Origin of the sequence: Actinoplanes sp. HUAS TT8, assembly GCF_051380535.1 — a bacterium.
Lineage (GTDB): Bacteria > Actinomycetota > Actinomycetes > Mycobacteriales > Micromonosporaceae > Actinoplanes.
Genome location: NZ_CP195646.1, coordinates 849,841 through 874,743, shown reverse-complemented (window position 1 = coordinate 874,743; position 24,903 = coordinate 849,841). Strand labels below are relative to the sequence as shown.

Sequence of the window (24,903 nt, the reverse complement as noted above, 5' to 3'; positions counted from 1 at the left end):
ACCGATGGCCGACCGACTCACCGGCGAGAAGCTCGTCGACGACATGACCGTCGAGGAGAAGGCCCGCGCCGCCCTCGTCGAGCAGGTGCTGCCCGCGCTGCGTGCCAAGGCCGAGCAGGCCGACCGGGACGGCGCGTTCCCGCGCGAGCACATCGACACCCTGCGCGAGGCCGGCCTGCTCGGGCTGATCGTCCCCGAGGAGTACGGCGGTCTCGGCGGCACGCTGCGGGACCTGGCCGCCGCCACGTACGCGATGGGCAGTGCCTGTCCCTCGACCGCGCTGGCCTTCTTCTTCCACAACACGTCGGCCTCCCGCGGCCTGCTGCCCCTGGAGGCGATCGAGTCGGGGCTGTTCGCCGACGACGAGGTGCCGGTGGTGAGGGCGTTCGCCGAGAAGGTGCTGCGGCTGATGTCGGGCGGCACGTGGCTGGCCAACTTCGCCAGCGAGTCGGTGAAGTCGAGCAGCGCCAACATCGCCATCGCCACGACCGCGGTCGCCGTCGACGGGGGCTGGGAGCTGACCGGCGAGAAGTCGTTCGGCTGCGCCACCGGCATCGCCGACCACTACCTGGTCACGGCCCGGCTCGACGGCACCGAGACGGCCGACGGCCTGGTCATGTTCCTGGTGCCGCGGGACGCGCCGGGGGTCACCGAGCGCCCGTTCTGGGACGGGCTGGGCATGCGTGGCAGCGCCAACCACGGCATCAAGCTGGACCGGGTTTTCATCCCGGAGGAGGACGCGCTGACCGTGCCGGGCGCGTTCGTGAAGATGCTGCAGTGCAGCCGGGGCAGTTTCGTCGGCAACCAGCTGGCGATCACCGCGGTCTACGTCGGCGCGGCGCAGGGCGTCTACGACGACACCTTGGAACGGCTCACCGGCAAGACGTTCGCGGACACCGGCCGGTCCATCGCGGAGTCGCCGATGCACCAGGTGATCATCGGGAACATGACCGAGAACCTGGAGACGGCGTACCTGTGGTTGCGCCGCCAGCTGCTGCTGGAGACGTGCGAGCCGCCGATCGCGACGAAGTCCGAGGTGTACGCGCAGTGGCGGATCGCCAAGGGGTCGATCTGCCAGGCCGCGTTCGACGTGGCGGTGAACGCGCTCAAGGCGTCCGGCACGTCCAACGCGACGATGAACGGGGTCGTCGGCCGGGCGCTGCGCGATCTGTCGATGGGCCTGGTCATGACGTTCCCGCCGGAGCGCGGCCGTCTGGAGGCGGCGTCGGTGATCACGTCGAGCAAGGCCAACGAGCTCTTCGCGAGTGTCAAGTGAGGGACCTCGTCAACGGCGTCTGGGCCGACTGCGCCACCCCGGTCGGCGTCGACCTGGAGGATCCCGCGACCGGGCGTGTCCTCGGCCCGGCCCTGGGCTCCTCCCCGGCGGCGGTGTCGTCGGCGATCGCGGCCGCCGACGAGCTGGGGTCATGGGATCTCCCGGCCGCCCACCGAGCCGACATCCTGGACACGATCGCCGCCGCGGTCGCCGACGCGGCCGACGAGATCGTGCTGCTGGAGGCCAGGGCCACCGGCGTCCCGATCCGCCAGACCACGCCGCTCGGCATGATTCTCTCCGGTGCGTTCGCCCTGGCCGCCGCCCAGCTCCGCACCGGCCTGCTCACCTCGACGGTCACCCGCGACGACGGCCACGAGGTCCTGGTCGAACGCCTACCCTGGGGTCCCGCCGCCTGCCTGGTCCCGTGGAACGCCCCCGCCCCGATGGCGGCCCACAAGGTCGCCAACGCTCTCGCCGCCGGTTGCCCCACGATCCTCAAGCCGTCCGAGTACGCGTCCCCGGGCACCGAACGCCTGGCGGTCGCCATCGACTCCGCCCTGCGTGCCGCCGGCGCCCCCACGGCGCTGTTCCAGCTGTTGCAGGGCGGTGCGTCGACCGGCGCCCACCTGGTCGGCGACGCCCGCATCCGGGCGGTGTCGTTCACCGGCGGCCTGGGCGGCGGTCGTGCGGTGGCGTCGGCCTGCGCCTACGACATCAAGCCGGTGCAGCTCGAACTCGGCGGCAACAACCCGCTGATCGTGCTCCCGGACGCGGACGAGTCGGTCGCCGTCCGGGCCGCCGCCGACCTGCTGACCACGCTGAACGGCCAGTGGTGCCGCGCCCTGGGCCGCCTGATCGTCCCGGCCGGCCGCGAGCAGGCGATCACCGACGCCGTCCTGGCCCGGATCGCGGACCTGCGCACCGGTGATCCCGCGGACCCGGCCACCGACTACGGCCCGCTGATCCATTCCGGGCACCGGGCCCTGGTCGAGCGCGCCCGCGACGGACTCGGCGGCGAGGTGCACACCGCGAAGCTGTCCGGTGACGGCAACTTCCTGGCGCCCTCGCTGGTCACCGGGGCCGACCCGGCCCGCACGACCGAGGAGATCTTCGGCCCGGTCGCCGCCGTGCACGGGTACACCACCGTCGACGAGGCGATCGCCCTGGCCAACGGCACCCGCTACGGCCTGGAGGGCTACGTGATCGGCACCGACGAGCCGGCCGCCCTCGCCGTCGCCCGGCGGGTGCGGGCCGGCGAGGTCAAGGTCAACGGTTCCTCGGTGATGAGCCTGCACCTGTTCACCCCGCGCCCGGCCTGGGGAATCTCCGGCCACTCGGTGGAGGGCACGGCCGAGACGTTGCTGTTCTTCACCAACCCGCGTGTGGTCGGTGTGGAAAACGGATTCGCGTTGCACAATCCCTCATGACCGCTTCCGCGCTCCGCGCGCTCCTCGCCTCCGGCCGGGTCACCCACGTGCCCGGCGTCTACGACCCGGTGACCGCGGCGCTCGCCGTCGCGGCCGGTCACAAGGCCGTCCACCTGTCCGGCGCGGCCGTCTCGGCGACCATGCTGGGCCGTCCCGACCTCGGTTTCGTGCACGCCACGCAGATCGCCGACCGGGCCGCCACGCTGGTCCCGGCGCTGCAGGGGACGCCGCTGCTGGCCGACGCCGACACCGGGTACGGCAACCCGGTGCACGCGGTGTGGACCGGGCTGGCCTACAGCCGGGCCGGGATCTCCGGGCTGCACCTGGAGGATCAGGTCAGTCCGAAGCGCTGCGGGCACCTGGCCGGCAAGGAAGTGATCGAGACCGGTCTGGCCGCCGCGAAAGTCCAGGCGCTGGCCGATCAGGTGCCGGAGCTCGCGGTGATCGCCCGGACCGACGCGTACGCGGTCAACGGTCTCGCCGACACGATCGCCCGCTGTGTCGCCTACGCCGAGGCGGGTGCGGACGCCGTGTTCCCCGAGGGGGTGCAGGAGATCGAGGAGCTCGCCGCGATCCAGCGCGCACTCCCCGGCGTACCCCTGGTGGTCAATCGCAGCGAAGCCGCCGCCAAGACGCCCACCTGGACCGACGCGGAGCTGGCGGAGGTCGGTGTGCGCCTGGTCCTGCACCCGGTGGCGGCTCTGCTGGCCGCCATGCGCGCCGCGTCGGTGACCTACCGCGCGATCGCCGAGACCGGCGCCGCCGACGACGTCGAGCGGATGCCGTGGGCCGCGTTCACCGCGCTGGTCGGCCAGGACGAGGCCCTCGACCTGGACGCCCGTTACGTCCCTGGGAGGTTGCAGACGTGATCCACGTGCTTGTCGCCGGTGCCGGGCCGGTCGGTCTGACCGCCGCCCTGGCGCTGGCCCGCAGAGGTTTCCGGGTCACCGTCCTGGAGTCCGGGGCGGACCTGGCCGCGGAGTCGCGGGCCTCGACGTTCCATCCGCCGACGCTGGAGATGCTCGACGAGCTCGGCGTCGGCGGTGAGCTGCACGAGCGCGGGCTGCTGTCGCCCACGTTCGCCTACCGTGACCGCGCCGAGGGCCTGGTCGCGCGGCTCGACCTGGCGGTCCTGGCCGGTGACACCCGGTTCCCGTACCGCCTGCAGTGCGAGCAGTCCAAGCTCACCCCGATCCTGCGCGAGCACCTGCTGCGGCACGACGGCTGCGAGATCCGCTACGACTGGCATCTGGCCGCGGTCACGCAGATCGGCGACACGGTGACCGCGCGGTCCTCGGACGGCCAGGTCGCCGAGGGGTCCTGGCTGATCGGCGCGGACGGCGCGCACTCCTCGACACGCCGCGCGATCGGCGTCGAGTTCGAGGGCATCACCTATCCCGAACGGTTCCTGGTCGCCTCGGTCGACGAGGAGCTGACCGGCTGGCTGCCGGACCTGGCCTCGGTCAACTACGTCTTCGACCCGGTCGAATGGTGTGTCCTGCTCCGCACCCCGGACCACTGGCGGGTCCTGCTGCCGACGCCGTCCGAGACACCCGACGACGTGGAGTACGCGCGGCTCGACGCCCGGCTGCGCGGCGTCTTCGACCCGGGTCGTCCCTGGCGGATCGCCCACGCCTCGATGTATCGCGTCCACCAACGCGTCGCCGCATCCTTCCGGGCCGGACGCGTCCTGCTGGCCGGGGACGCCGCGCACGTGAACAATCCGCTCGGCGGGCTCGGCATGAACTCCGGGATCCACGACGCCGTCGCCTACGCCGACGCCCTGGCCACCGGCGATCCGGCCGCGGTCGAGGCGGCCGCCACGCACCGGCGGCGGGTCGCCCTGGACTACGTGCAGAGCGTCTCGCACCAGAACTACGAACGTCTGCGGGCCACCGACCCGGCCGCCCGCGCCGCCCACCTGGACTCGCTGCGCGCGGTCGCCGCCGACCCGGCCCGGGCCCGCGCGTCGCTGCTGCGCAGCTCGATGATCGCGTCGTTGCGGCCGGTCGGCGCATGATCCGGCGGGAGAACCCGGCCCGCTTCGCCGAGATCGTCGGCGAGGTCCCGGCGACCACACCGGACGAGGTGGACGCGGTCGTCCGCCGGGCCGACGCCGAGCAGCGCACCTGGGCGGCGACCCCGCTGCCGGACCGGCTCGCCGTGCTGGCCCGCGCCGCGACCGCGATCGAGGACGCCGCCGAGGACCTCGCGACGCTGCTGGCCCGCGAGTCCGGCAAGGTCCTCCCGGACTGCCGCGGCGAGCTGGGCTTCGCCGTCCGATTCCTGCGATGGGTCATCGACAAGGCGATTTCCGCGTACGGCGACAGCACCGTCGACGACGATCTCGGCCGTCTCGTCCTGGTCCGCAAACCGTACGGCGTCGTCGCGGCGATCACCCCCTGGAACGCCCCGATCATCCTGGCCCTGCTGAAGATCGGCCCGGCCCTGGCGGCCGGCAACGCCGTCGTGGTCAAGCCGTCCCCGCTGGCCCCGCTGACCATCACCGCGGTCGCCGCACTGTTGGAGGCACCGCTGACCGTGGTCCACGGCGATGCCGGGACCGGCGCCGCCCTGGTCGGTCACGACCTGATCCGCAAGGTCGCCTTCACCGGCGGCCCGGCCGGCGGGCGCGCGGTGGCCGCCCTGGCCGGCGACCGCCTGACCCCGTCGGTCCTGGAGCTCGGCGGCAACGACCCGGCGGTGTTCCTGGACGACGCCCCGTTCGACGACGCGTCGATGGACCGCCTGGTCATGGCCACGTTCGCGACGAGCGGCCAGGTCTGCATGGCCGCGAAACGGCTCTACGTCCCGCGGTCCCGCCTCGACGACTTCGTCGCCGCCTATCGCGCCGCCGCCGGCCGTGTCCTGGTGACCGGCGATCCGCTGACCCCGGGCGTGAGCATGGGCCCGGTCATCTCGGCCGGCGCGCAGCGGTCGGCGAACGCGTTCCGCGACGGCGACGTCCTCGACCTGGGGCGGTTCGAGGCGGACCCGGAGATCGGCTACTTCGTCCGGCCGGGCCTGGTCGTCTCCCCCGACCCGGGTTCGCCGCTGGTCGTCACCGAGCAGTTCGGGCCGGTCGTCCCGGTCCTCGGCTACCGCGACGAGGAGTCCGTGCTGGCCGCGGCCAACGCCGGTGAGCTGGGCCTGGGCGCCTCGGTGTGGAGTGCCGACGAGGATCGGGCGTTCGCGCTGGCCCGGCGGTTCGAGGCCGGTTTCACGTTCGTGAACACCCACAACCGGACCGGGATGTCGCTGCGGGCGCCGTTCGGTGGCGTGAAGCGTTCCGGCTGGGGTCGTGAGTACGCCGGCGAGGGCCTGCTCGAATACGTGCAGACCTGCGTGATCCACGCCCCGGCGGCGTTCCGGCCCGGCGCCGAGGCCCCCGCCGCCGGCCCGTCGGCCTACCCGCCCGGATAGGACGCCGCGGACCGTGCGGCATGTCCGGCGCCGGTGAGAGGGCGGCCGCCACATTCCGCACGGTCCGCGGCTTTTTTGTCGTCAGGCGGTGTAGTCGACGACCGCGCGGGAAACGAGTAGGGGACGAACCCAGGCGCCGAACTCCTTGTGCGCCGGATCGGACTGATAGGCCAGCAGATCCTCGACGTCTCGGTGGGTGGTGCGCATATGCAGGTGCCAGGAGACTTCGGTGGCGAGCTCGTCGACGGCGACCTCGATGGATCGGATCGCCGGAACGACATCGGCCAGGTCTTCCAGACGCAACTTGGCCTTGGCAGCATCGCCGGCATCGGCGAATTTCATGAGTACGACATGGACCAGCAATCGATCCTCCTGGAGAAGTGACAAAACCGCAGACGAAACCTCTGTTGCGAATGTGGCACCCGAGTGTAGTTTTGGGAAACGCCGTTTCGCTAGGGGGAACCGGATGCCCGGAGCCGTACGTGTGGCCGCCGCCCAGATCGAAGCCGGCCAGGACGTGGCCGCCAACCTCGCCGCCTGCCTGCGCGTCATCGACGCCGCCGCGGCGCTGGGGGCCGAGCTGGTCGTCCTGCCGGAGTTCTGCAATCACCTGTCCTGGTACTCCTCGCGCGCGCAGGCGCGTGAGCTGGCCACCCGCCCGGGCGACCCGTTCCTGACCGCGATCGCGACGCGGGCCGCCGAGCACCGGATCTGGATCAAGATCAACGTCACTTTCGCGTACGGCGACGGCCGCACCGGGGGCACGAATCTGCTGTTCGACCCCACCGGCGCGATCGTCGCCCAGTGCGACAAACAGACCCTGATGGGCGCCGAGAACGACTTCCTGGAGCCGGCCACGCACATCGGCCCGGTCGTCGGGACCCCGCTCGGCCGCCTCGGCATGTACGCGTGCATGGAGGGCGTGATCAGCGAGGTCGCCCGCGGGCTCACCCTGCGCGGCGCCCAGGTACTGCTCAACAGCCTGAACAGTTTCGCCCTGGACGAGGCCGACCTGCACATCCCGGTCCGCGCCGCGGAGAACAAGGTGTGGGTGGTCGCCGCCAACAAGGTCGGCCCGCTGCTGCCCCGGGCCGAGCTGCCGGCCATCGCCGAGCGGCTGGGTGTTCCGCCGGAGTGGCTGCACGGGGCCGGCGAGTCGCAGATCGTCGCCCCGGACGGCACGGTCGTGGCCAAGGCCCCGCGCACCGGCGAGCACGTGATCGTCGCCGACATCGAACCGGACCGGGCCGACGACAAGCGCCGCCCGGACGGCACCGACATCCTGGCCACCCGCCGTCCCGAGCTGTACACGCCGATCACCGACCCGCCGGTGGGCCGGCAGCGGCCGCCGGGCGCCGCCGAGCTGCCGGTCGCCGTGGTCCGCGATCCGGCCCTGATCCGCGTGGCGGCCGAGCAGGGCGCGCGGCTGATCGTCCTGCCCGAGCTCACCGGCGATCCGGCGGAACTGTCGGCCGCGGTGAAGGACACCGGGAGCCACGTCGTCACCACGGTGGTGGAGAACGACGTACACCTCGGCCTGGTCATCTCGGAGAGCGGCGTCGTGGCGCGGCAGCCACAGCTGCACGCCGGAGGCCGCGCCGGGAAACGGATCGCGCCGATCGATCTGGAGTGGGGCCGGCTGGCCGTCGTCGTCGGTGACGACGCGCTCTACCCGGAGACGTTCCGGCTGGCCGCACTGGCCGACGTGGACGTGGTCGCCGTCCCCTACCGGGCCGGCGAGCCGTGGGAGATGGCGCTCGGGCTGCCCGAACGCGCCGCCGAGAACCGGCTCAACGTGGTCGTCGCGACCCCGCTCGACCAGCCCGCGGCGATCCTGGCGATGAGTCCCGACTTCACCCTGTGGACCGCGTGGCAGGGCCCGTTCACCGGCCGCATCTCCACGCCGGTCCGCACCGACGTCCCGGCCGGCGTGCCCGTGGGCACGGCGACCGTCGCTCCCGCCCAGGCCGCGAACCGGATGGTGTCGCGGCAGACCGATCTCGTCGACGGCCGGCCCTGGCGCCTGGCCGGCGCGTTAACTCGATAAGACAAGGAAGTCCTGATGGCGGAGACCCTGCAGCACGTGGAGGACATGGTCGACAACTCACCGGTTGTCGACGTGCACGACACGTTCAACTTCTACCGGCAACTGCTCGCCGACCTGAAGGCGAAGATCGACGCCCGGTTCGAGACCACCCGCGACCCGTCCACGCTGGAGCTGCAGACGTACGGCGGGTACCCGGACGGTCCCGGCGGTTCGCTGGAGGCCTACTCCGGTCCCGAGGTCGACTGGATGGTCCACTCCTGGCTCGGCAACCCGGGCGCGAGCTTCGCCAACCTGCACCTGACCTGCTGGCTCGGCCCGCAGGTGAAGGTGCCGCACCTGGGCATCGCGCTGCTGGTCTGGCCGGGCGGCTGGTTCTACCTGGACTCGGTGCCGCGGACCAACCTGGTCGAGAACGGCGAGTACTTCGACAAGTACTACGCCCCGCTCGACGAGGAGTGGCTGGCGCTGCGGGCCGACCCCGCGTTCGAGTACTTCGTGAGCCGGGCCGGTTTCATCCGGGCCAGCCTGTCCCCGACCGCGTACTGCTACTCGTTCGAGCGCAACGAGCGCAACCTGGAGATCGTCGCGGCCCGGGCGCACGCGCACGTCGACCGCTGGCTGCGCTGGGTCGACGAGGCGTCACCGGTCCCCGAGGACGAGCGGGCCGCGCTGGCCGAGACCGACCTGACGATCCGGCGCAACATCGCCGAGCGGGACCCGGCCAACGTGATGGGCGTCCGGTTCTTCGGCGAGGAGACCACGAACAAGCTGGTCCGGGCCCTGTGGGGCGGGGACCGCGAGCTGCCCCGGCCCGGGGTGGCGGGATGATCCGCTCGATCTGGTGGGCGGCCACGATCCCCGGCGCGGCCGAGCCGTTCGGCACCGCGCACATCCGGATCTACTACCCGGCCGTCGCGACCGGTTCGGATCAGGAACGGCTCACCGGGGTCTTCGCCGCCGACCCGGCCCAGGCGCCCTACCCGGTCGCGCTGATCGTCTCCGGCGTCAACGTCGGCCAGGAGGCCTACCGCTGGCTGGCGACCGAACTGGCCGGGCGCGGCTTCATCGCGGTCACCTACGACTGGGTCGGCGAGCTGTTCGGCGGGCTGAAAGGGATCACGCCGGGAGTCATCCTCGACGCGGCCAAACCGGACTCCTACGGCACCCGGCCGACCACACCGTCGGTGCCCGCGGTCCTGGAAGCACTCGCCGCCTCGCCGCTGGCCGAGGTGATGGATCTCGACAAGGTCGGACTTGTCGGTCACTCGGCCGGCGGCACGGTCGTCCTGCAGAGTGCGCGATTCTTCCCGACCGTCAGAGCGGTGGCCGCCTACGGCACGCACACCATGGTGGCGACGATGCTCGGCTGGCCGGCCGGGACCGTCCTGCCGGCCCAGGTCGACTCGCCGGTGCTGCTCATGGCCGGGTCGCAGGACGGCGTGATCAACGGATCGGCCGACCGCTACGGCGAGGACGCGGAAACCCGAAAAGACCCCATCTCCCGTACGTTCGATGAGGCTCTTCCAGATCTCGACGGGGCGAACCTGCAGGTCACCTTCGCCGGGGCGAACCACTTCGGCATCGTGCACCCGGTCGACGAGACGGCCGCCCGCGCGTTCCTCGACCGGCCCGCGTCGACCGACCCGGCGGTGACCCGCGCGGCGCTGACCGACGTGCTGGCCGCGTTCCTCGACGTCCACCTGCGCGACGCCACCGGCGACGCGCTCGACAAGGCACTCCAGTCATCCGACATCGCCGCGATCCGGCGGAGGTAAGCCATGCTCAAGAACTTCTGGTACGCGGTGGAGTTCTCCGACCGGGTCACCACGAAACCGGCCCGGATCACCGTGCTCGGGCAGTACCTGGCGATCTACCGCACCCCGAAGCAGGGCCGGGTCGTCGTGCTCAGCGACCTGTGCGTGCACCGGGGCGCCGCACTCTCCGGCGGCACCCTCAAGGACGACAAGATCGTCTGCCCGTACCACGGCTGGGAGTACGAGCCGGACGGTCAGTGCACGCGGATCCCGGCCAACCTGCCGGGACGGGCCATCCCGCGCAAGGCTCGGGTGGACTCCTATCCCGTACGGGAAAAATATGGTTTTGTCTGGGTCTTCCTCGGTGATCTGCCCGAGGAGGAGCGTCCGCCGATGCCGGTCTGGCCCGAGTTCGACGAACTGGTCGAGAACGGTGGCAAGTTCCGGGCCGTGACCGGCGAGTTCATGTGGAACGCCAACTACGAGCGGATCCTGGAGAACGGCTGCGACATCGCGCACGCACCGTTCGTGCACGCCGGCCGGTTCGGCAACCCGGAGATGCCCGAGGTGCCGGAGTACGAGGTGCAGAGCCCGGACGAGTGGTCGGCGTTCGCGACCGTCGACCTGCACCCGCCCAAGCCGTCCGGGATCTGGGGCAAGTTCGGCCGGCTGGTCGGCAACGACCTGAAGAAGCGCCCGCCGGTGACGACGTCGGCCGGGTGGATGCTGCCCAACATGATCAAGCTGCACGTGCGGCTGCCGATCGGTGACATGGTCATCTACGACACCAACATCCCCATCGACGAGACGCACACGCTGGTCAAGTGGGTGGCGCTGCGGACGTTCTTCACCGGCAAGTGGGCCGACAAGGACGCCATCAACCGGACCATGCGGATCTTCTACGAGGACGCCGCGGTGGTCGACAAGGTGCGGCCCGAACTGCTGCCGTTCGACCTCGGGGCCGAACTGCACATCAAGAGCGACATGATCGCCGTGCACTACCGGCGGCGACGTCAGGAGCTGGCCGAGAAGGGGTGGCTCCTCGACGAGGAGGACTTCATCACCGGCGATGTCCCCAAGCGGACGGCGACCGTGATCCCCTCGCCGGCCCGGCGGGAGAGCCCGGAGCTGGCGCGGGCGTGGGTGCACAAGGCCCGCGGCGAGCACCCCAGCGTGGCCGCCGCCCAGATGATCGACCCGCCCGCATCCACGGAGGACGACAAGTGAGCCTGCCCGCCGAACTGTCCGACACCACCCTGGCCAGGATCCTCGACCGGTTCCCGGCCGACCTCGCCTCGGACCGCGACCTGACCTCGGCGATGAGTCCGGCCCCGGTCGGCCGGATCCGGGTCTGGCTCGGGACCGGACCGGTCGTCAAGATCGTCAACGTGTCGCTCGTCGTGCCGCCGATCGGCCTGGACAGCCACATGATCTTCGCGTTCACCGCGCCCGAGTCGGGGGTTCCGCACTTCACCCTCGACTCGGTGGCCAACGGGGAGAACTACGCGTTCCACCTCGACCTGATCCCGCGGATCGACCTGGCGACCTCGCTGCCCTACCTGGACGAGGTCTACGAGCCGCTGACCTCGGTCTACTCGTCGGTCCGGGAACGCGAGGGACTCACCCCGGCCCACCTGACCCCTCGGCAGTACGCGCTCATGTCGCCCTGGATGCTGGTGAATCGGGCCACGGCCGAGGCCTTCACCGGGATCGGCGACGCCGTGGACGCCTACCTGACCCACTGGATCGAACTGGTCACCACCGGGGTCAAGGCCGACGGAACCCCCGAACGCGACAGATCACACCGGGAGCTGCTGTTCAGCCCCGAGATCGACCCGGTCTGGAAGCAGACCGTCCGGCTGCTCGGCGAGGAGCAGAGCGAATCCGTCCGCGCCGAACTGGTGACCAACTGATGTCCGAGCCCAGCGTCTGGCAGCAGCGGATCGCCGGCGAGTGGCACGGCCGGCCGTCGCTGTTCGACAACACCGGTACCTGGTGCGGCTTCGAGGAGATCCGGCGGTCGTCGGACTTCGTGGACGGCGTCACGACGTACAAGATGGATGGTGGTCTGATCGGTGGCGGGGCCCTCGCCGGGCAGTTCCGGCTCGGCGCCCCGTTCTCGTTCGGTGTGATCGACTCGGACGCCAACCGCGTCTACACCGGGCCGGACTTCTTCGGCACCGGGCAGCCCTACGGCAGCTTCGTCGACTCGCACTACTACGGGCCGGGCTGGCAGGTCGACCTGAACACCTGGAACCAGGTGCTGCCGGACGGTGAGACGCAGGTCTACTCGTCCGTGCTCTACCAGGGCTGGGCGGTCGTGGGCTGCTTCAACGGCATCTACACGCGGGTCCCGTCGCTCGTGGACGAGCTGATCGAGGCCGAGACCCGGAACGGACCGGTGCCCTACATCCTGCCGACCAAGCAGGCCGGGCGGTTCACCGGCGACCTCGAACACTGGGGCGCCGACCAGAAGCTCCGCGGTTCGGTCACGGTTTCCCTCGGATTGGAACCCATCGACCTTTTGCGTACGCGACGGGTCGTCACCTGGCAGGGCCCGAGCCTCGACCGCGCGTTCACCGTGGACGCCCGGCGGGACGGCAACCGGCTGTTCTTCGAGGGGCCGGACGCGTACGGGAACGCGATCGGTTTCGGACGCGCGTCGTTCTCCTCGCTGCACCTGAACGACGTCTGGAAGATCAAGGGACGCGAGTTCGCGCTCGACGCCTCGCCCGGCATGTCGGCCGGGGGCCGCCTCTCCGTCGTGTACGAGCTGTTCGAAGGCGGCAACCTGGACTCGGTGCTGCACGGCGTCCTGGAGTGGGAATCATGAGCGGGCCGGTCGTGGTGGTCACCGGCGGCACGCGCGGCATCGGTCAAGGACTCGTCCGGGCGTTCGCCCGGCAGGGCGCGTCGGTGGCCTTCTGCGGTCGCTCGGACGCGTCGGTGCGGGGCTCCGATGCGCCCGACGGGACACTGGGCGTCGTCGCCGACGTGACCAGCCGTCAGGACGTCCGCAAGCTCTGGGACGCCACGACCGACCGGTTCGGCCGCGTCGACATCTGGGTCAACAACGCCGGGCTGTCCACCTCACGGCGCAAGCTGTGGGAGCTCGACGCGGCCGAGATCGACGCCGTCGTCGACGTCAACCTACGCGGAACCCTGCAGGCGAGCGCGGTCGTCCTGGACGCGATGCTGGCACAGGGGCACGGCGCGCTGTGGAACATGGAAGGCCTCGGGTCGAACGGGCAGATCGTGGTGGGGCTGACGCCGTACGGGGCGACCAAACGCGGACTGACCTACGCGACCAAGGCGATGGCCAGAGAACTGGCCGGCACCCCGGTCAAGGTCGGGCTGCTCTCGCCCGGGATGGTCGTCACCGACCTGCTGACCAGGGACTACTCGCCGGAGGAGTTCGAGAAGGCGAAGAAGGTCTTCAACATCCTGGCCGACCGGGTCGAGACCGTGACGCCCTGGCTGGCCGCGAAAGTGCTGGCCGGGGCCAAGAACGGTGGCCGGGTCGCCTGGCTGACCAACCGCAAGGCGGCCCTGCGGTTCGCCACCGCGGGATTCCGCAAGCGCGACCTCTTCGCGGGGTCGTGACGTGGAGTATCCGATCATCCTCGCGGTCGAGGACTTCGTGCCGACATTCCTCGGGCTGTTCGGATTCGCGCTGCTCGGGCGGCTCGCGCCGACCTTCGCGGCCCGCCGGGCGGGCCTGGCCGGGGCGGTGCTGATCGGGCTCGGCGGCGTGTCGAAGTGCCTGTGGAAGCTGCTCTACGCGGCCGACGTGGGCGACTTCGCGGTGCTTCAACAGGCGCTGTTCCCGCTCATGGCGGCCGGAGCCTGCCTGCTCGCGTGGTCGCTCGCGGTGACGATCCGGCGCGGACGACGTACCCAATCCTGGGGTTTTATCGTGTTTTATCTCCTCGGGGTCGGCGCATCGATCGCCTCCGGCAGCCTGCACCCGACGTTCGTGGTGGCGACGTTCGGGGTCACGGCGGTCAGCGTGCTCGGCGCGATCGTGGCCGGGCGGTACCGGCAGTGGTGGGCGATCTCGTTCTTCGTGCTCGGGCTGGTACTCGTCACATCGCTGGTGCCGCTGCGGCAGTCGGCCCAGCACGAGACGCTCGCCTACCAGTGGCTCGAACAGTCGCTGAACACGTCCGCGCAGGCACTTCTGTTGATCGCGGCCTACCTGACGTTCCGCGCCTCTTCCAAGGGAGGCGCCGCGTCGCCGGGCCGGTCCGTGGACGCCGACGCCCCGCTCGAGAAAAGAGAGAACGCATGACCGACGCCCTCGGGTGGCGCCGCAAGTTCGGCGTGATCGCCCCGTCGACCAACACCATCGTCGAACCGGACTTCTACGCGATGACCGTGCCCGGCGTGACCGCGCACTTCTCCCGCATCCACATCCGCAACCAGGACCTGTCCGACGACGCCAACTTCGAGAACCTGCTCACCCAGATCCGGGCCGAGATCGGCTTCGCCTGCGAACGCGTACTGACCTGCGAACCCGACTACATGGTCATGGGCATGTCGGCCGAGACGTTCTGGGGCGGTGTCGAGGGCAACCGCGAATTCGTGGCACAGATCAAAGCGATCACCGGCCTCGACGTGGCGACCGGGGCCGAGGCGTGCGAACGAGCACTCCGCCTGTACGGCGCCCGGAAGATCGGCGTGGTCACCCCCTACCAGCCGGTCGGGGACGCCAACGTGGTCCGCTTCTTCGGCGAGATCGGCTTCGAGGTGACCGCGATCGAGGGCCTGAAATGCCCGACAGCGGTGGCGATCGCCCACGTCACCGAGGACGAACTGCGCACGGCCATCCGGGCCGTCGACGGGCCGGACGTGGACGCGATCGTGCAGTGCGGCACCAACCTGTCCATGGTCCGCCTGGCCGACGAGGCCGAACGCTGGCTCGGCAAACCGGTGATCGCCATCAACGCGGCGACCTGGTGGATGGCGCTGCGCGAGAACGGCATCGAGGACAAGGTCTACGGCGCGGGATCACTCCTGCGGGAGCACTAGGTCATACACGAACACGGGGATGTCGTGCGCGCCCAGCGTCTCCAGGATCAGCGGCTCGACGAGCGCCCACTCGCCGCCGGCCAGACCACAACCGATCCGCGGCATGTGCACCTCGGCGTCACGCTCCCGCGCGTGCGCGACCAGGGTGGTCAGGCACTCGCGGATCGCGTCGTAGCGGACCGGTGGGCCGGCGCCGGGCTCGTAGCCGGTGCTGGTCCGCAGGCCGCGCCTGGTCATGATGCCGTGCTGGCCGACCATGTTCGCGACCCAGAGGGTGGGCTCGACCGCCACCAGTTGCACCGCCCCGAGCCGGAAGCCACCGCCGGCGGCGGGTGCCGACGTCTCGTGCCAGCGGCGGAACTCCCGCTCGGGGCCGGGCCATCGCCTGGTGATGGCCTGGACGATGCCGCGGCCCCAGGCGCCGATGTCGTTGCCGACGTGGGCGATGATCCGCGGCCCGGGACCGGGTGGGTCGGTGGCGTCCCCGACGACGTAGGTGATCTCGTGCATGACCGCGAATCTAACGATGAGGTACGACAGAATCAGAGGATTCCGGCGCCACGGCATCGGGGCAGCGAGGCTTGCCGGGCCACGGTATTTTCGTCAGCGCGGCTCGTCAGGCCCGGCCGGCGAAAGCTGGTTGCGCGTCACCGGCTCGGCTTGTCAGGCTTCGCCGGCGGAGCTTGTTGCCAAAGCGAGATTGTCCCGGAGCGGATCATGATCATGACTGTTGTTAACGTCCCAGCGTGAGCGAGCAGCTGCCACCCCCGCCGAGCCCGGGAACGCCGCCGAGCGATCCGGGACTGACGTCCCCTTCGCCCGATCCGGCCCCCGTGGCTGACCCCACCCTGCCGGCGTTCCCGGCCGGCCCCACCCCGGCGGATGCGACCGCGGCCGACGCGACGGTCGCCCACCCGGCCCCGGCCGACGCCACCGTCGCCCACGCCGCGCCGAGCCCGGCCGATGCCACCGTCGCGCACCCGGCTCCCGCCGCCCCGGACCCGGCCGCCGTGCACACCGCCCCGGCCGGGCCGGACCTGGCCGGCGCGACGGTTGCGCACCCGGCCCCGGTGACGCCCTTCGCGGCCGATGCGACAGTGGTGGACGGCGCGCGCGCCGACGTGACGAAGGTCGACAACGCGGCCGCCGACGCGACGAAGGTCGAGGAGCAGGCGACCTACGCCTACAAGGCGCCGGATCCGACCTCCACCTACCCCACCCCGGAGCCGACGGCCCCGTATGCGGGCCCGGCCTTCCCGCCGCCCGCCTACGTCCCGCCCGACCCGGTGCCGAGCGCGCCTCCGGCCACCTATCCGTACCCGGGTCAGCCGGCCCAGGCGTTCCCGGCCCCCGGACAGGCCTATCCCGGCCCGGCTCCCGCTCCGGCCTATCCCGCGCCGGGCTACCCGCAGCAGCCCGCCTACCCCGCGCCGGGCTATCCGGCCGCGTCCGGCTACCCCGCGCCGGGATACGCGGCCCCCGGCTATCCGGCTCCGGGCTATCCCGCGCCGGGCTATGCGGCCCCGGGTTACCCGCCGGGCGCCTACCCCGCCTCGGGCTACTCCCCGGCCGGCTACCAGTCCCCGCCCGGGCAGTTCCCGCCCGGATATCCCGCCGGCTACTACCAGCAGGCCCCGGGCTTCCCGCCGCCGCCCAACCCGTACCAGAGCCAGGAGACGAACCGCTTCGCGATCGTCGCCCTGATCACCGGCATCGTCGGTCTCGTCCCGGTCGCCGCCGTCTACGCGATCCTGGCGCTCCGGAAGATCAACCGCACCGGTGAGCGCGGCCGGGCCCACGCCGTCGGTGGTCTGATCGCGGCCGGCATCTGGGTGTACATCATTTCCATGATCATCGGTGGCATCCAGGGTTACAACGCCATCGACAACGCGGAGGGCGACTACTCCAGCCCGTTCAGCAATTCGGTGGCGATGGCCACGCTCACCCCGGGCGTCTGCGTCGACCAGATGTTCGGCAACCAGGCCGCCGATCTGGAGACGGTGCCGTGTTCGTCGCCTCACGAGGCGGAGGTGTACTCGGTCTTCCGGCTCGCGGACCACGGCAGCGGCTTCCCGGGCGAGTCAGCGGTCCGCTCCGAGGTCGACGCCACCTGCAACGGTGACTTCGACCGTTTCCGGACCGGTAAGTACGCGGACGCCGAGGTCGACTACCTCTACCCGGACACCGAGACGGCCTGGGAGGACGATCTCCGGGTGGTCTGCCTCGCGGTCACCGAGGACGACCCGCGCACCGGTTCGATCTTCGACTGACGAGCAAAGGCTGAACAGCAAAGGCTGACGAGCGAGAGCTGACAAGCGCGGGCTGACGAGCAAAGGCTGACGAGCAAAGGCCGAGCTGAACAGCCAGGACGAATCGGGGTCGTGGGGACTGCCCCGCGCAAAGCCGTCCCCACGACCCTGAACCGCCCCCGGTCAGAGCATCCGCCGCCGCCGCGCCGGCAGCATGGCGAGCAGCCCGAGCCCGGGCAGCAGCAGTGCCGTCCCGATCAGGCCCATGGTCGCCCATTCCAGTCCCGGCCCGGTCTTGGGCAACGCGTCCGAGTCGGTGGTGCCGGTGGCCGCCGCGCTGGTCGAGCTGGTCGACGTGGCCGCCGTCGTCGGTGCCGTGGTCGTCCCGGTTCCGCCGGTGAACGTGATGGCCACCTGCACCTTGTTGGCCGCGACGACGTCGGCCGGGTTGCTCGACGGCAGTAGTTGGGCCGCGATCACGCATCCGGTCGTCCCGCACTTGTGGCCGCTGAACGTGGTGGCCAGTTTGAGGGTCACGGTCCGGGTCTTGCCGCTGGCGTCGGAGTCGACGAATTCGGCGCCGCCGGACAGGTTGCAGTCGGTGGACGAGGCCGGGTTCTTGATGCACTGCCCGAGCGCGATGTTGGTCAGGTTCTTGGTGAATCCGGTGCCGTAGACGGTGATCGACTGCCCGCTCTTGAGGCCGCTCGTCCTGGAGACGTGCAGGGTCGGTTTGGCCGAGGCGGGTGAGCCGTCGACGAGGACGACGCCGGTGGCGGCGAGGATGCCGATCGCGACGGAAAGAATCAGGTTCTTGGACCGGACCATCAGATGCCTCCAGATCGGGTGACGGCAGCCTCGTCGGTGCCGAGGTAGGACAGGACGACGGCGGGGTGCGCGCGGACCTCGTCGGGGGTTCCGGCCGCGATGACCCGCCCGGCGTCCATGGCGATCAGCCGGTCGGCGACCCGGGACAGCAGCGGCAGGTCGTGTTCGATGACCAGCACGGTGGTGCCGAGTTCGGCGCGCACGCGGAGCATCAGGTCGCCGAGGGCGGCGCCGTCGGCCTGGGTGAGCCCGGACGACGGCTCGTCGAGCAGCAGCAGCCGCGGGCGCAGCGTGAGCAGGCAGCCGAGTTCGACGAGCCGCCGGGTTCCGGTGGACAGTTCGCCCACCGGCCGGTCGGCGATCGCGTCGAGCCCCATCGCGGCCAGGGCGGCGCCGGCCTGTCCGGCCTTCGCGGCCTCCGGCCGCTCACCACCGAGGAGATCTTCGGCGAGACGTGACGGGCTGCGGCCCTCCGCGGCGATCATGAGATTTTCCCGTACGGACATGGCCGGGAACAGCCGAGCGTCCTGAAAGGAGCGCACGAGCCCGGCCCGCGCCCGTCGTTCCGGGCTCCAGCCGGTGACGGCCCGCCCCCGGTAGCGCACCACTCCGCTGTCGGAGCCGGTGAACCCGGCCAGGATCTCGAACAGGGTGGTCTTGCCGGCCCCGTTCGGCCCGATGATCCCGACGATCTCGCCTTCGGCCACGGTGAAGGTGGCGTCCTGCACGGCCCGCACGCCGCCGAACGATCGCCGGATCCCGGCCACTTCGAGGAGCGGCCCGCCGCCGCCGTCCGGTTCGAGCCGGTCGGCCGGCAGTTCCCGGACGCGCCACCGCTCCCCTGTCCCGGCTGGTGCTGAGGGCTGCTCCGGACGTACGGGAAGAGCCCTGAAAGCCGGCCGGGACCGCAACCGGCGCAGCCTTCCCGGACCGGCCGCGGCCTCGGCCCGGAGAACGAGCCGGGAGCGCAGCGTGCGGGGCAGGCCGCTGAGGCCGTCGGGGAGGAGGACGACGATCAGGAGCCAGGCCAGGGTGAGCGCGGCCTGACCGGGAATGCCCATCGGGATGAGCGCCGGCAGGCCCACGATCACCAGTGATCCGAGCAGCGCGCCGCCGGGGCGGGAGAGACCGCCGACAACGGCCAGGGCGACCACGTCGATGCTGGCGGAGGCCGGGAACGTGTTGATGCCGAGCTGCGACTGCCCGAATCCGATCACCACGCCGCCGAGGCCGGCGAGCGCGCCGGCCACGCCGTACACCTGCAGTTTGCGCAGTGCCGCCGGGACCGTGAGGGCCCGGCCGGCCTCCTCGTTGTCGCGGAGTGCGATGAGCAGGCGGCCGAAGCCGCCGCGGCGCAGCCGCGCGGTGATCCACCAGCCGAGACCGAGCAGCATCAGCGCGAACAGGTAGTAGTCGGTGGAGACGCTGACGACGTAGTCGTGCCAGACCGGATAGGGCGTGGTCAGACCGTCCCCGAGCAGCCAATCCTGCCGAAGCAGCCAGCCGCTGGTGGCGAGCGCGAAGGCGAGCGTGGTGACGCCGAGCGCCACCCCGCGTAGTCGCAGGGCCGGGATGCCGATCAGGATCGACGCGACCGCGGCGGACGCGCAGCCGGCGATCGTGCCGAGGAACAGGTTGCCGCTGAGCGCGGCCACGTGGACGGCGACGGCGGCGCCGATGCCGGCGAAACCGAACTGGCCCAGGGACAGTTCGCCGGCGATGCCGGTGACCAGCACGACCGACATGCCGACCAGCGCGTATCCGCAGATCGTGGTCAGGACCGAGGCGGTCGAGTTGCTGACCACGTACGCCAGCCCGACGCCGGCCAGTCCGAGAACGATCAGCACCGAGCGCGGAAACGCGGTGGTCCGCGAGCGCGGCCAGAGCGACTGCTCGGAACGCCGTCCGCCCGACCGCTGGCGCAGCAGCGAGATCAGGATCGCCACGCCCAGCACGACGTCCACGAACCCGGCGGTCTCCCGGGAGAGCAGCACCTGTTCGAGCACGCCGACGGCGACCGAGGCGGTGAACGCGATCGGCAGCGACGTCATCCGGGCGATCACCGCACCGGCCAGCCCGCGCAGCAGCAGTTCCGGCCCGAGCGACTCGATCGACTGCACGCCCTGCGTCGGGGTGAGCAGGATCGACGAGAACGCCGCCACGCCACCGGCGACCGCCCAGGCCAGGCTGGTCATCCGGGGTGCCGGGACGCCGTTCACGGTCGCCGCGTCGGGGTGGTCGGCGGCGGCCCGGATCGCGATGCCGTACCGGGTGCGCCGCAGGAAAAAGGCGAGGATCCCCAGCAGTACGGGCGTGAGCACCAGCATGGCGGTCAGCGACGAGCCCACCGCGGTCGTGCCGATGGTGAACGCGGGCAGCCCGGGCGGGCGCGGATAGGTGCTGCCGGAGAAGCTGTCCCGGTCCACGAGCAGCGCCAGCACCAGGATGAACTGGGACAGGCCGAGCGTGGCGATCATGCCGATCACCCGGGGGCGTCCGCTGAGTCGCCGGACGACGGTCATCTCGGTGCCGGCGGCGAGCGCACCGGCGACCGCGATGGCGATCGGGAACGCGATCCAGAAGTTCACGCCGTCGGTGAGGCGCGCGAGGACGGCGGCACCGAAGACGCCGATCGCGCCGTGGGCGAAGTTGACGAAGCGGCTCGACCGGTAGACCAGGACCAGGCCGACCGCGAGCAGTCCGTAGGTGAGCCCGGTGAAAAGCCCGACCGCCAGCCGGTCGAACCCGAGATCGAAGCCCCCGAGCGTCACGCGTGACCTCCCAGAACCAGGCGGCGGGCGAGGTCGGGCGCGGCACGCAGCTCGTCCGGCGTGTGCTCGGCGATGATCGTGCCGTGCTCCATGAAGAGCAGCCGGTCGGCGACCGCCATGGCCACGTTCACCGACTGCTCGATGAGCAGCGTGGCGACGCCGGCCGCGGCCAGCCGCCGGACCAGTTCGAGCAGGCCGCCGACCACGACCGGGGCCAGGCCGAGCGAGAACTCGTCGATCAGCAGCACGGCCGGCCGCTGGATCAGGGTCTTGGCCAGGACCAGCATCTGCCGCTCGCCGCCGGACAGGTGGGACGCCGGCTGGTCGGCGCGGGCGGCCAGCCGCGGGAAGACCGCGAGCGCGCCGTCGACGACGGTCTCCACCCGGTCGTCGTCGCGCGTGTTCGGGTAGGCGTGCACGCGCAGGTTGTCCCGGACCGACAGCGATCCGAACGCCTGCTGCCCGATCACCGTGGACAGGCCGAGTCTGACCCGCTTGGGCCCGGGGACGGCGGTGATGTCGTGCCCGCCGAGCCGGATCGTGCCGGAATCCGGCCGGTTCAGGCCGGCCAGCATGCGGACCAGGGTGGACTTCCCGACCCCGTTCGGGCCGCACAGCGCGACGGTCTCGCCCCGGCTCACCGTCAGGTCGATGCCGAACAGGACCTGGATCGCGCCGTATCCGCCGGTCAGGCCGGTCACCTCGAGGGCGTCAGTCGCCAAGGCCGGTCACCGGGCCCTCGTAGGTGAAGCAGGGGCAGGCGGCGTCGTACTTGAGGACCCGGTAGCCGGTGCCCTTGGCGAAGCGGCTCGCCGTTTCCCCGCCGAACCCGGCCGCGGTGGTGAACGCGGCCTTCTGCGCGTTCTCGGCCCAGGCGGCCGCGTTCAGGTTGTCGCCGAGATCCTTCGCACCGGCCTGGAGCAGCAGCGCCGCGTCGCAGTACCCGAACGCCACCCGCGCGTTCTGTCGCTCGGGAAAGGTGATGCCGGCGTCGGCGTAGATCTTCTGGCAGTTCTTCTCCGCGTCCGTGTCCGGAAATGACAGCTTGCTGTCCGGCACGTCGTAGCCGGGCGCGAACCCGACCCCGACCATGTCCTTGAGTGCCTCGGCCGGGATCAGCCCGGGGTTGGCGACCATGAAGCTCGGGCTGTCGAACGTCGAGATCCCGTAGCGGGCGGTGAAGCTCTGCGCGACCGCGGCGGTCATGAAGAACGGTGCGATCCGGGCACCGCCGAGGAAGAACACCCGGTCGATCTTCTTACCCCGGAAGTTCACCGCAGCCTGGCTGAGACCGGTGTTGAGGCTGCTCAGCGACGTGGTGTCGATCCACGAGACGGTGACCGTGACACCGGCCGGCCGCAGCGTCGGCACCACGATGTCGTCGTAGACGGCGTGGTTGGCCGGCGTGTCGGCGGCGACCAGCCCGGCCCGGTCCCGGCCGTCGAAGAACTTCTGTTTGCGCAGCACCGACAGGAACGAGGTGGCGAACGCGTCGTACTCGACGAACGACGCGGTCCACAGGTACGGCTGCAGCCGCGTGAACGTCGCCTGGTCGTCGGCGATGAGCGTCGCGTCGAGCATCAGCGTCTGCCGCTGGGCGTAACAGGGCCGGGCGTTGGACTGCAGCTGGCCGGTGAGCACGACCGCGAACGCCTTGTCGTCCTGGGTGATCTGGCTGCACAGGGTGGTCTCGGCGGCCGGGGAGTCGTTGCTCGCCTCGTACTCCCGGTAGACCGCCTGGAGTTGCCGGCCGGCGATCCCGCCGTGCGCGTTGACGTACGTCTCCAGGGCCTTGACCTGCTCGGCCGGCTTACCGACGTCGGGCTGCTTGAACCCGGTCATCGAGGCCGTCTTGCCCAGGTCGGTGCCGATGAACACGACCTTGACGGCGTCCGCGGTCACCCCCGGGCCGGTGCCGCCGGTCGACACCGGCCCGGTCTGCCCGGGCATCAGCGCGCCGCAGCTGGTGTAGGCCAGGGTGGTCGCGAGCAGCACCACGCCGACGCGGAACAGCAGCGGCCAGTCGGGTTTCATGCGTCGTCCTCTTCCATCACCGAGAGTCCTCGCGGGTAGCGCCGGGCCAGCACATGACCGAGCGCGTCGACGTCGAGGACCGAGTCACCGCGTTGCTGTCCCTGTCCGGGACCGATCAGATGGCGCAGGCCGTCCAGGCTGAGCTGGGCGCCGGCCCGCCCGTGCAGCCGGCGAGCGCCCGGGGCGTCGTCGAAGACCAGGTAGGCGCCGAGCCCGCCGAGCCGGACCACCGCCGGCAGCATCGCGTCGGCCGGGTTGACGTGCCGCAACTCCCGCCGCCGGAGCAGCCGTCGGAGCACTCCCCAGGCGATCAGCAGCACTCCGGCCACATTGATCAAGATCAGGCCCCAGGGGTACGCGTTGTAACGCATCCGCACACCGGCGAGTCCACCGACGTCGGCGGTCACGACGTACCGTCCGAAAGCGAACAGTGGAATGTCGACCGGCACCGTGAACGTGCGGCTCTGCCCGGGTCCGAGACCGGTGACCTTCTCCTGATGGAAGACGTTGTCGCTGCCGCCACCGCCGAGACGGGCCTGCAGGGTCGCGTCGACGAGCGTGGAGTCGGTCGGGTTGCGGACCGTGAACGTCAGCTTCAGGTGTTCCGGGGCGCCGAACCAGGCGGCCGCGGTCTGCCCGCTCAGGTGGTAGTCCTGCACCTCCAGCTGGTGCGCGACGGTCGCGGCGGCCGGCAGCGCGGCGCTGTTGTGACCGGAGAGGGCCAGCAGCAGGTTGACCGGCTCGTCGGTCTCGCCCTGCACGCCGGCGATGTGCACGACGCACGGGCACGCCTTCGGCGGGTCGCCGACCTGCAGATCGACCACGAACGTGCCGTCGGCCCGGACCGGGGTGGCCAGCGCCGCGCGCATGTCGCAGGCGGCCGAGCCGGTCAGGCCGCCCTCGCCGCAGGTGACGAACTGCAGCAGCTTGCCGGCCGCCCAGCCCTCGCCGGTGACCCGGACGGTCTCGCCGGGTTTCGCGCTGCCGGTCGACAGACGCGCGACCTGGCCGCTGGCGTCGGCTTTGGCCGGCAGCAGGATCAGCAGCAGGGCCAGCGCGGCTATTTTCGGACATAGGCGATTCATCCGGTGGCCACCAAGCCGCGGGGTTTCGCCACCCGGCTACGGACCCGGCGGCGGATCCGCCACCAGATCGCCAGGACCAGAAGGGCGAGCAGGGCCAGCGCGCTCCACGACACGACCACGGTCCGCTTCGACCGGGCGGCGTAGACGTCTCCCTCGGCCCGCACCGTCACCCGCGTCGTGACCACGTCGAGCGGCCAGATCCCCCGGGTCCGCGCGGTGAACGTGCCGTCCGCGCCGGGCACCATGTCGCTCGACGGCTCCGACCCCTCGGCCGTGATCCGATGCCCGAAGAGGCCGGTCACCTTCACCGTCGCGCCCGGGACCAGGTGCACGTTGCCGATGTTGCTGACCCGGTAGGCCATCGCCCCGTCCGTGCCGATCGGCAGCAGTGGCGCGTCGATGTCGACGGTCAGGTCGGCGACGCTCAGGCCGGGCCGGATCGTGCCGGCCACCCGCAGGTAGATCCGGGCGGCGACGGCGCGCTGCACCCGGACCGCGGCACCGTCCGCGTCGGCGGTCGCCCCCGGCTCGGCCTCCATGGCGACGATGCCGCCCACGTGGTCGCCCGGGGTCGCATTCGACGGGACGGCGATCGTGAACGGGATGTCCGCGCTCGTCCGCGCCGGAATCTCGACCGAGGAGACCGGAGAGACCACCCAGGAGCCGAGGTCGGCCTGCTTCTCGTCGCGGGACCGGAAGGCGAATCCGCCGTTGTGCGGCGTGTTGTACGCGTCCGCGCCATAGACCAGGAACGACTTGGGCTTCGTGGTGAGGTTGCTGACCCGGACCGACTCCTTGACGGTCTGGCCGCCCGGGGCGTCCAGGAAGAACATCAGCCGGGGCGTGGGGCCCGGATTCTTGGCCGGGGTGGGCGTCACCGACCATTCGCCGTTCCCGGCGGCCGCGGCGGGCGTGGCCGGGATCAGCACGGCGAGGATCGAGAGGGCGAGCACGCTCGCACGGATTCGCATGGTCGTC

General features: G+C 71.3%; 23 protein-coding genes. 15 read left to right on the top strand and 8 right to left on the bottom strand.

Features of this window, described 5'->3' with window-relative positions; all coding sequences use genetic code 11:
* Positions 1 to 4 precede the first annotated feature (4 nt).
* The 5 genes from ACSHV8_RS03880 to ACSHV8_RS03860 are packed head-to-tail and all read left to right on the top strand — an operon-like array spanning position 5 to position 6,126.
* The gene (locus ACSHV8_RS03880; RefSeq protein WP_436529426.1) at positions 5 to 1,276 is read left to right on the top strand and encodes an acyl-CoA dehydrogenase family protein; all 1,272 of its coding nucleotides are present in this window, start codon (positions 5 to 7) and stop codon (positions 1,274 to 1,276) included.
* The gene (locus tag ACSHV8_RS03875; RefSeq protein ID WP_436529424.1) at positions 1,273 to 2,703 is read left to right on the top strand and encodes an aldehyde dehydrogenase family protein; all 1,431 of its coding nucleotides are present in this window, start codon (positions 1,273 to 1,275) and stop codon (positions 2,701 to 2,703) included. Before ACSHV8_RS03880 ends, ACSHV8_RS03875 begins: the two co-directional genes overlap by 4 nt.
* Entirely contained in the window at positions 2,700 to 3,572 is an 873-nt protein-coding gene (locus ACSHV8_RS03870) for an isocitrate lyase/PEP mutase family protein (RefSeq protein ID WP_436529422.1), read from the top strand. Before ACSHV8_RS03875 ends, ACSHV8_RS03870 begins: the two co-directional genes overlap by 4 nt.
* On the top strand, positions 3,569 to 4,723 hold the full coding sequence (locus tag ACSHV8_RS03865; protein WP_436529420.1) for an FAD-dependent oxidoreductase: 1,155 nt from the start codon (positions 3,569 to 3,571) through the stop codon (positions 4,721 to 4,723). Before ACSHV8_RS03870 ends, ACSHV8_RS03865 begins: the two co-directional genes overlap by 4 nt.
* A complete protein-coding gene (locus ACSHV8_RS03860; protein ID WP_436529418.1) occupies positions 4,720 to 6,126 on the top strand; it encodes an aldehyde dehydrogenase family protein in 1,407 nt (468 codons plus the stop codon). The genes ACSHV8_RS03865 and ACSHV8_RS03860 overlap by 4 nt, the downstream gene beginning before the upstream one ends.
* Before the next feature lie 81 nt (positions 6,127 to 6,207).
* On the opposite strand, the gene ACSHV8_RS03855 is transcribed toward ACSHV8_RS03860, so the two are convergent.
* Complete coding sequence (locus ACSHV8_RS03855; protein WP_436529416.1) at positions 6,208 to 6,489, bottom strand: Dabb family protein; 282 nt, start codon at positions 6,487 to 6,489, stop codon at positions 6,208 to 6,210.
* A gap of 121 nt (positions 6,490 to 6,610) precedes the next feature.
* Between ACSHV8_RS03855 and ACSHV8_RS03850 the strand changes: the two genes are divergently transcribed.
* The 9 genes from ACSHV8_RS03850 to ACSHV8_RS03810 are packed head-to-tail and all read left to right on the top strand — an operon-like array spanning position 6,611 to position 14,958.
* Positions 6,611 to 8,173: a nitrilase-related carbon-nitrogen hydrolase gene (locus tag ACSHV8_RS03850; protein WP_436529415.1), complete on the top strand. Its 1,563-nt coding sequence runs from the start codon at positions 6,611 to 6,613 to the stop codon at positions 8,171 to 8,173.
* 15 nt (positions 8,174 to 8,188) lie between these two features.
* Entirely contained in the window at positions 8,189 to 9,001 is an 813-nt protein-coding gene (locus ACSHV8_RS03845; protein ID WP_436529413.1) for an oxidoreductase, read from the top strand.
* Entirely contained in the window at positions 8,998 to 9,948 is a 951-nt protein-coding gene (locus ACSHV8_RS03840) for an alpha/beta hydrolase family protein (RefSeq protein ID WP_436529411.1), read from the top strand. Before ACSHV8_RS03845 ends, ACSHV8_RS03840 begins: the two co-directional genes overlap by 4 nt.
* A gap of 3 nt (positions 9,949 to 9,951) precedes the next feature.
* Positions 9,952 to 11,154, top strand: coding sequence for an aromatic ring-hydroxylating dioxygenase subunit alpha (locus tag ACSHV8_RS03835; protein WP_436529409.1), 1,203 nt, complete (start codon positions 9,952 to 9,954; stop codon positions 11,152 to 11,154).
* A complete protein-coding gene (locus ACSHV8_RS03830) occupies positions 11,151 to 11,840 on the top strand; it encodes a hypothetical protein (protein WP_436529407.1) in 690 nt (229 codons plus the stop codon). Before ACSHV8_RS03835 ends, ACSHV8_RS03830 begins: the two co-directional genes overlap by 4 nt.
* On the top strand, positions 11,840 to 12,760 hold the full coding sequence (locus ACSHV8_RS03825) for a hypothetical protein (RefSeq protein WP_436529405.1): 921 nt from the start codon (positions 11,840 to 11,842) through the stop codon (positions 12,758 to 12,760). Before ACSHV8_RS03830 ends, ACSHV8_RS03825 begins: the two co-directional genes overlap by 1 nt.
* Positions 12,757 to 13,530 (top strand): SDR family NAD(P)-dependent oxidoreductase, encoded by a 774-nt coding sequence (locus ACSHV8_RS03820; RefSeq protein ID WP_436529403.1) that lies wholly within the window; start codon positions 12,757 to 12,759, stop codon positions 13,528 to 13,530. Before ACSHV8_RS03825 ends, ACSHV8_RS03820 begins: the two co-directional genes overlap by 4 nt.
* A gap of 1 nt (position 13,531) precedes the next feature.
* On the top strand, positions 13,532 to 14,218 hold the full coding sequence (locus ACSHV8_RS03815) for a hypothetical protein (protein WP_436529401.1): 687 nt from the start codon (positions 13,532 to 13,534) through the stop codon (positions 14,216 to 14,218).
* Entirely contained in the window at positions 14,215 to 14,958 is a 744-nt protein-coding gene (locus tag ACSHV8_RS03810; protein ID WP_436529399.1) for a maleate cis-trans isomerase family protein, read from the top strand. The genes ACSHV8_RS03815 and ACSHV8_RS03810 overlap by 4 nt, the downstream gene beginning before the upstream one ends.
* Here ACSHV8_RS03810 and ACSHV8_RS03805 read toward each other — a convergent pair.
* Positions 14,938 to 15,468, bottom strand: a complete 531-nt coding sequence (locus ACSHV8_RS03805) for a macro domain-containing protein (protein WP_436529397.1) — start codon at positions 15,466 to 15,468, stop codon at positions 14,938 to 14,940. The genes ACSHV8_RS03810 and ACSHV8_RS03805 overlap by 21 nt on opposite strands.
* A 323-nt stretch (positions 15,469 to 15,791) precedes the next feature.
* Here ACSHV8_RS03805 and ACSHV8_RS03800 point away from each other — a divergent pair, with 323 nt between their 5' ends.
* Positions 15,792 to 17,228 (top strand): septum formation family protein, encoded by a 1,437-nt coding sequence (locus ACSHV8_RS03800; protein ID WP_436529396.1) that lies wholly within the window; start codon positions 15,792 to 15,794, stop codon positions 17,226 to 17,228.
* Between the two features lie 162 nt (positions 17,229 to 17,390).
* On the opposite strand, the gene ACSHV8_RS03795 is transcribed toward ACSHV8_RS03800, so the two are convergent.
* The 6 genes from ACSHV8_RS03795 to ACSHV8_RS03770 are packed head-to-tail and all read right to left on the bottom strand — an operon-like array spanning position 17,391 to position 24,896.
* Positions 17,391 to 18,035, bottom strand: a complete 645-nt coding sequence (locus ACSHV8_RS03795; RefSeq protein WP_436529394.1) for a neocarzinostatin apoprotein domain-containing protein — start codon at positions 18,033 to 18,035, stop codon at positions 17,391 to 17,393.
* The gene (locus ACSHV8_RS03790; RefSeq protein ID WP_436529392.1) at positions 18,035 to 20,806 is read right to left on the bottom strand and encodes an ABC transporter permease subunit; all 2,772 of its coding nucleotides are present in this window, start codon (positions 20,804 to 20,806) and stop codon (positions 18,035 to 18,037) included. Before ACSHV8_RS03790 ends, ACSHV8_RS03795 begins: the two co-directional genes overlap by 1 nt.
* On the bottom strand, positions 20,803 to 21,528 hold the full coding sequence (locus ACSHV8_RS03785; protein ID WP_436529390.1) for an ABC transporter ATP-binding protein: 726 nt from the start codon (positions 21,526 to 21,528) through the stop codon (positions 20,803 to 20,805). Before ACSHV8_RS03785 ends, ACSHV8_RS03790 begins: the two co-directional genes overlap by 4 nt.
* Positions 21,518 to 22,840 carry an ABC transporter substrate-binding protein gene (locus tag ACSHV8_RS03780; protein WP_436529388.1) on the bottom strand — a complete coding sequence of 441 codons (1,323 nt, stop codon included), beginning with the start codon at positions 22,838 to 22,840 and terminating at the stop codon, positions 21,518 to 21,520. The genes ACSHV8_RS03785 and ACSHV8_RS03780 overlap by 11 nt, the downstream gene beginning before the upstream one ends.
* Positions 22,837 to 23,925 (bottom strand): LEA type 2 family protein, encoded by a 1,089-nt coding sequence (locus ACSHV8_RS03775; RefSeq protein WP_436529387.1) that lies wholly within the window; start codon positions 23,923 to 23,925, stop codon positions 22,837 to 22,839. The genes ACSHV8_RS03780 and ACSHV8_RS03775 overlap by 4 nt, the downstream gene beginning before the upstream one ends.
* A complete protein-coding gene (locus ACSHV8_RS03770; protein ID WP_436529385.1) occupies positions 23,922 to 24,896 on the bottom strand; it encodes a WxL protein peptidoglycan domain-containing protein in 975 nt (324 codons plus the stop codon). The genes ACSHV8_RS03775 and ACSHV8_RS03770 overlap by 4 nt, the downstream gene beginning before the upstream one ends.
* Positions 24,897 to 24,903: the final 7 nt, after the last annotated feature.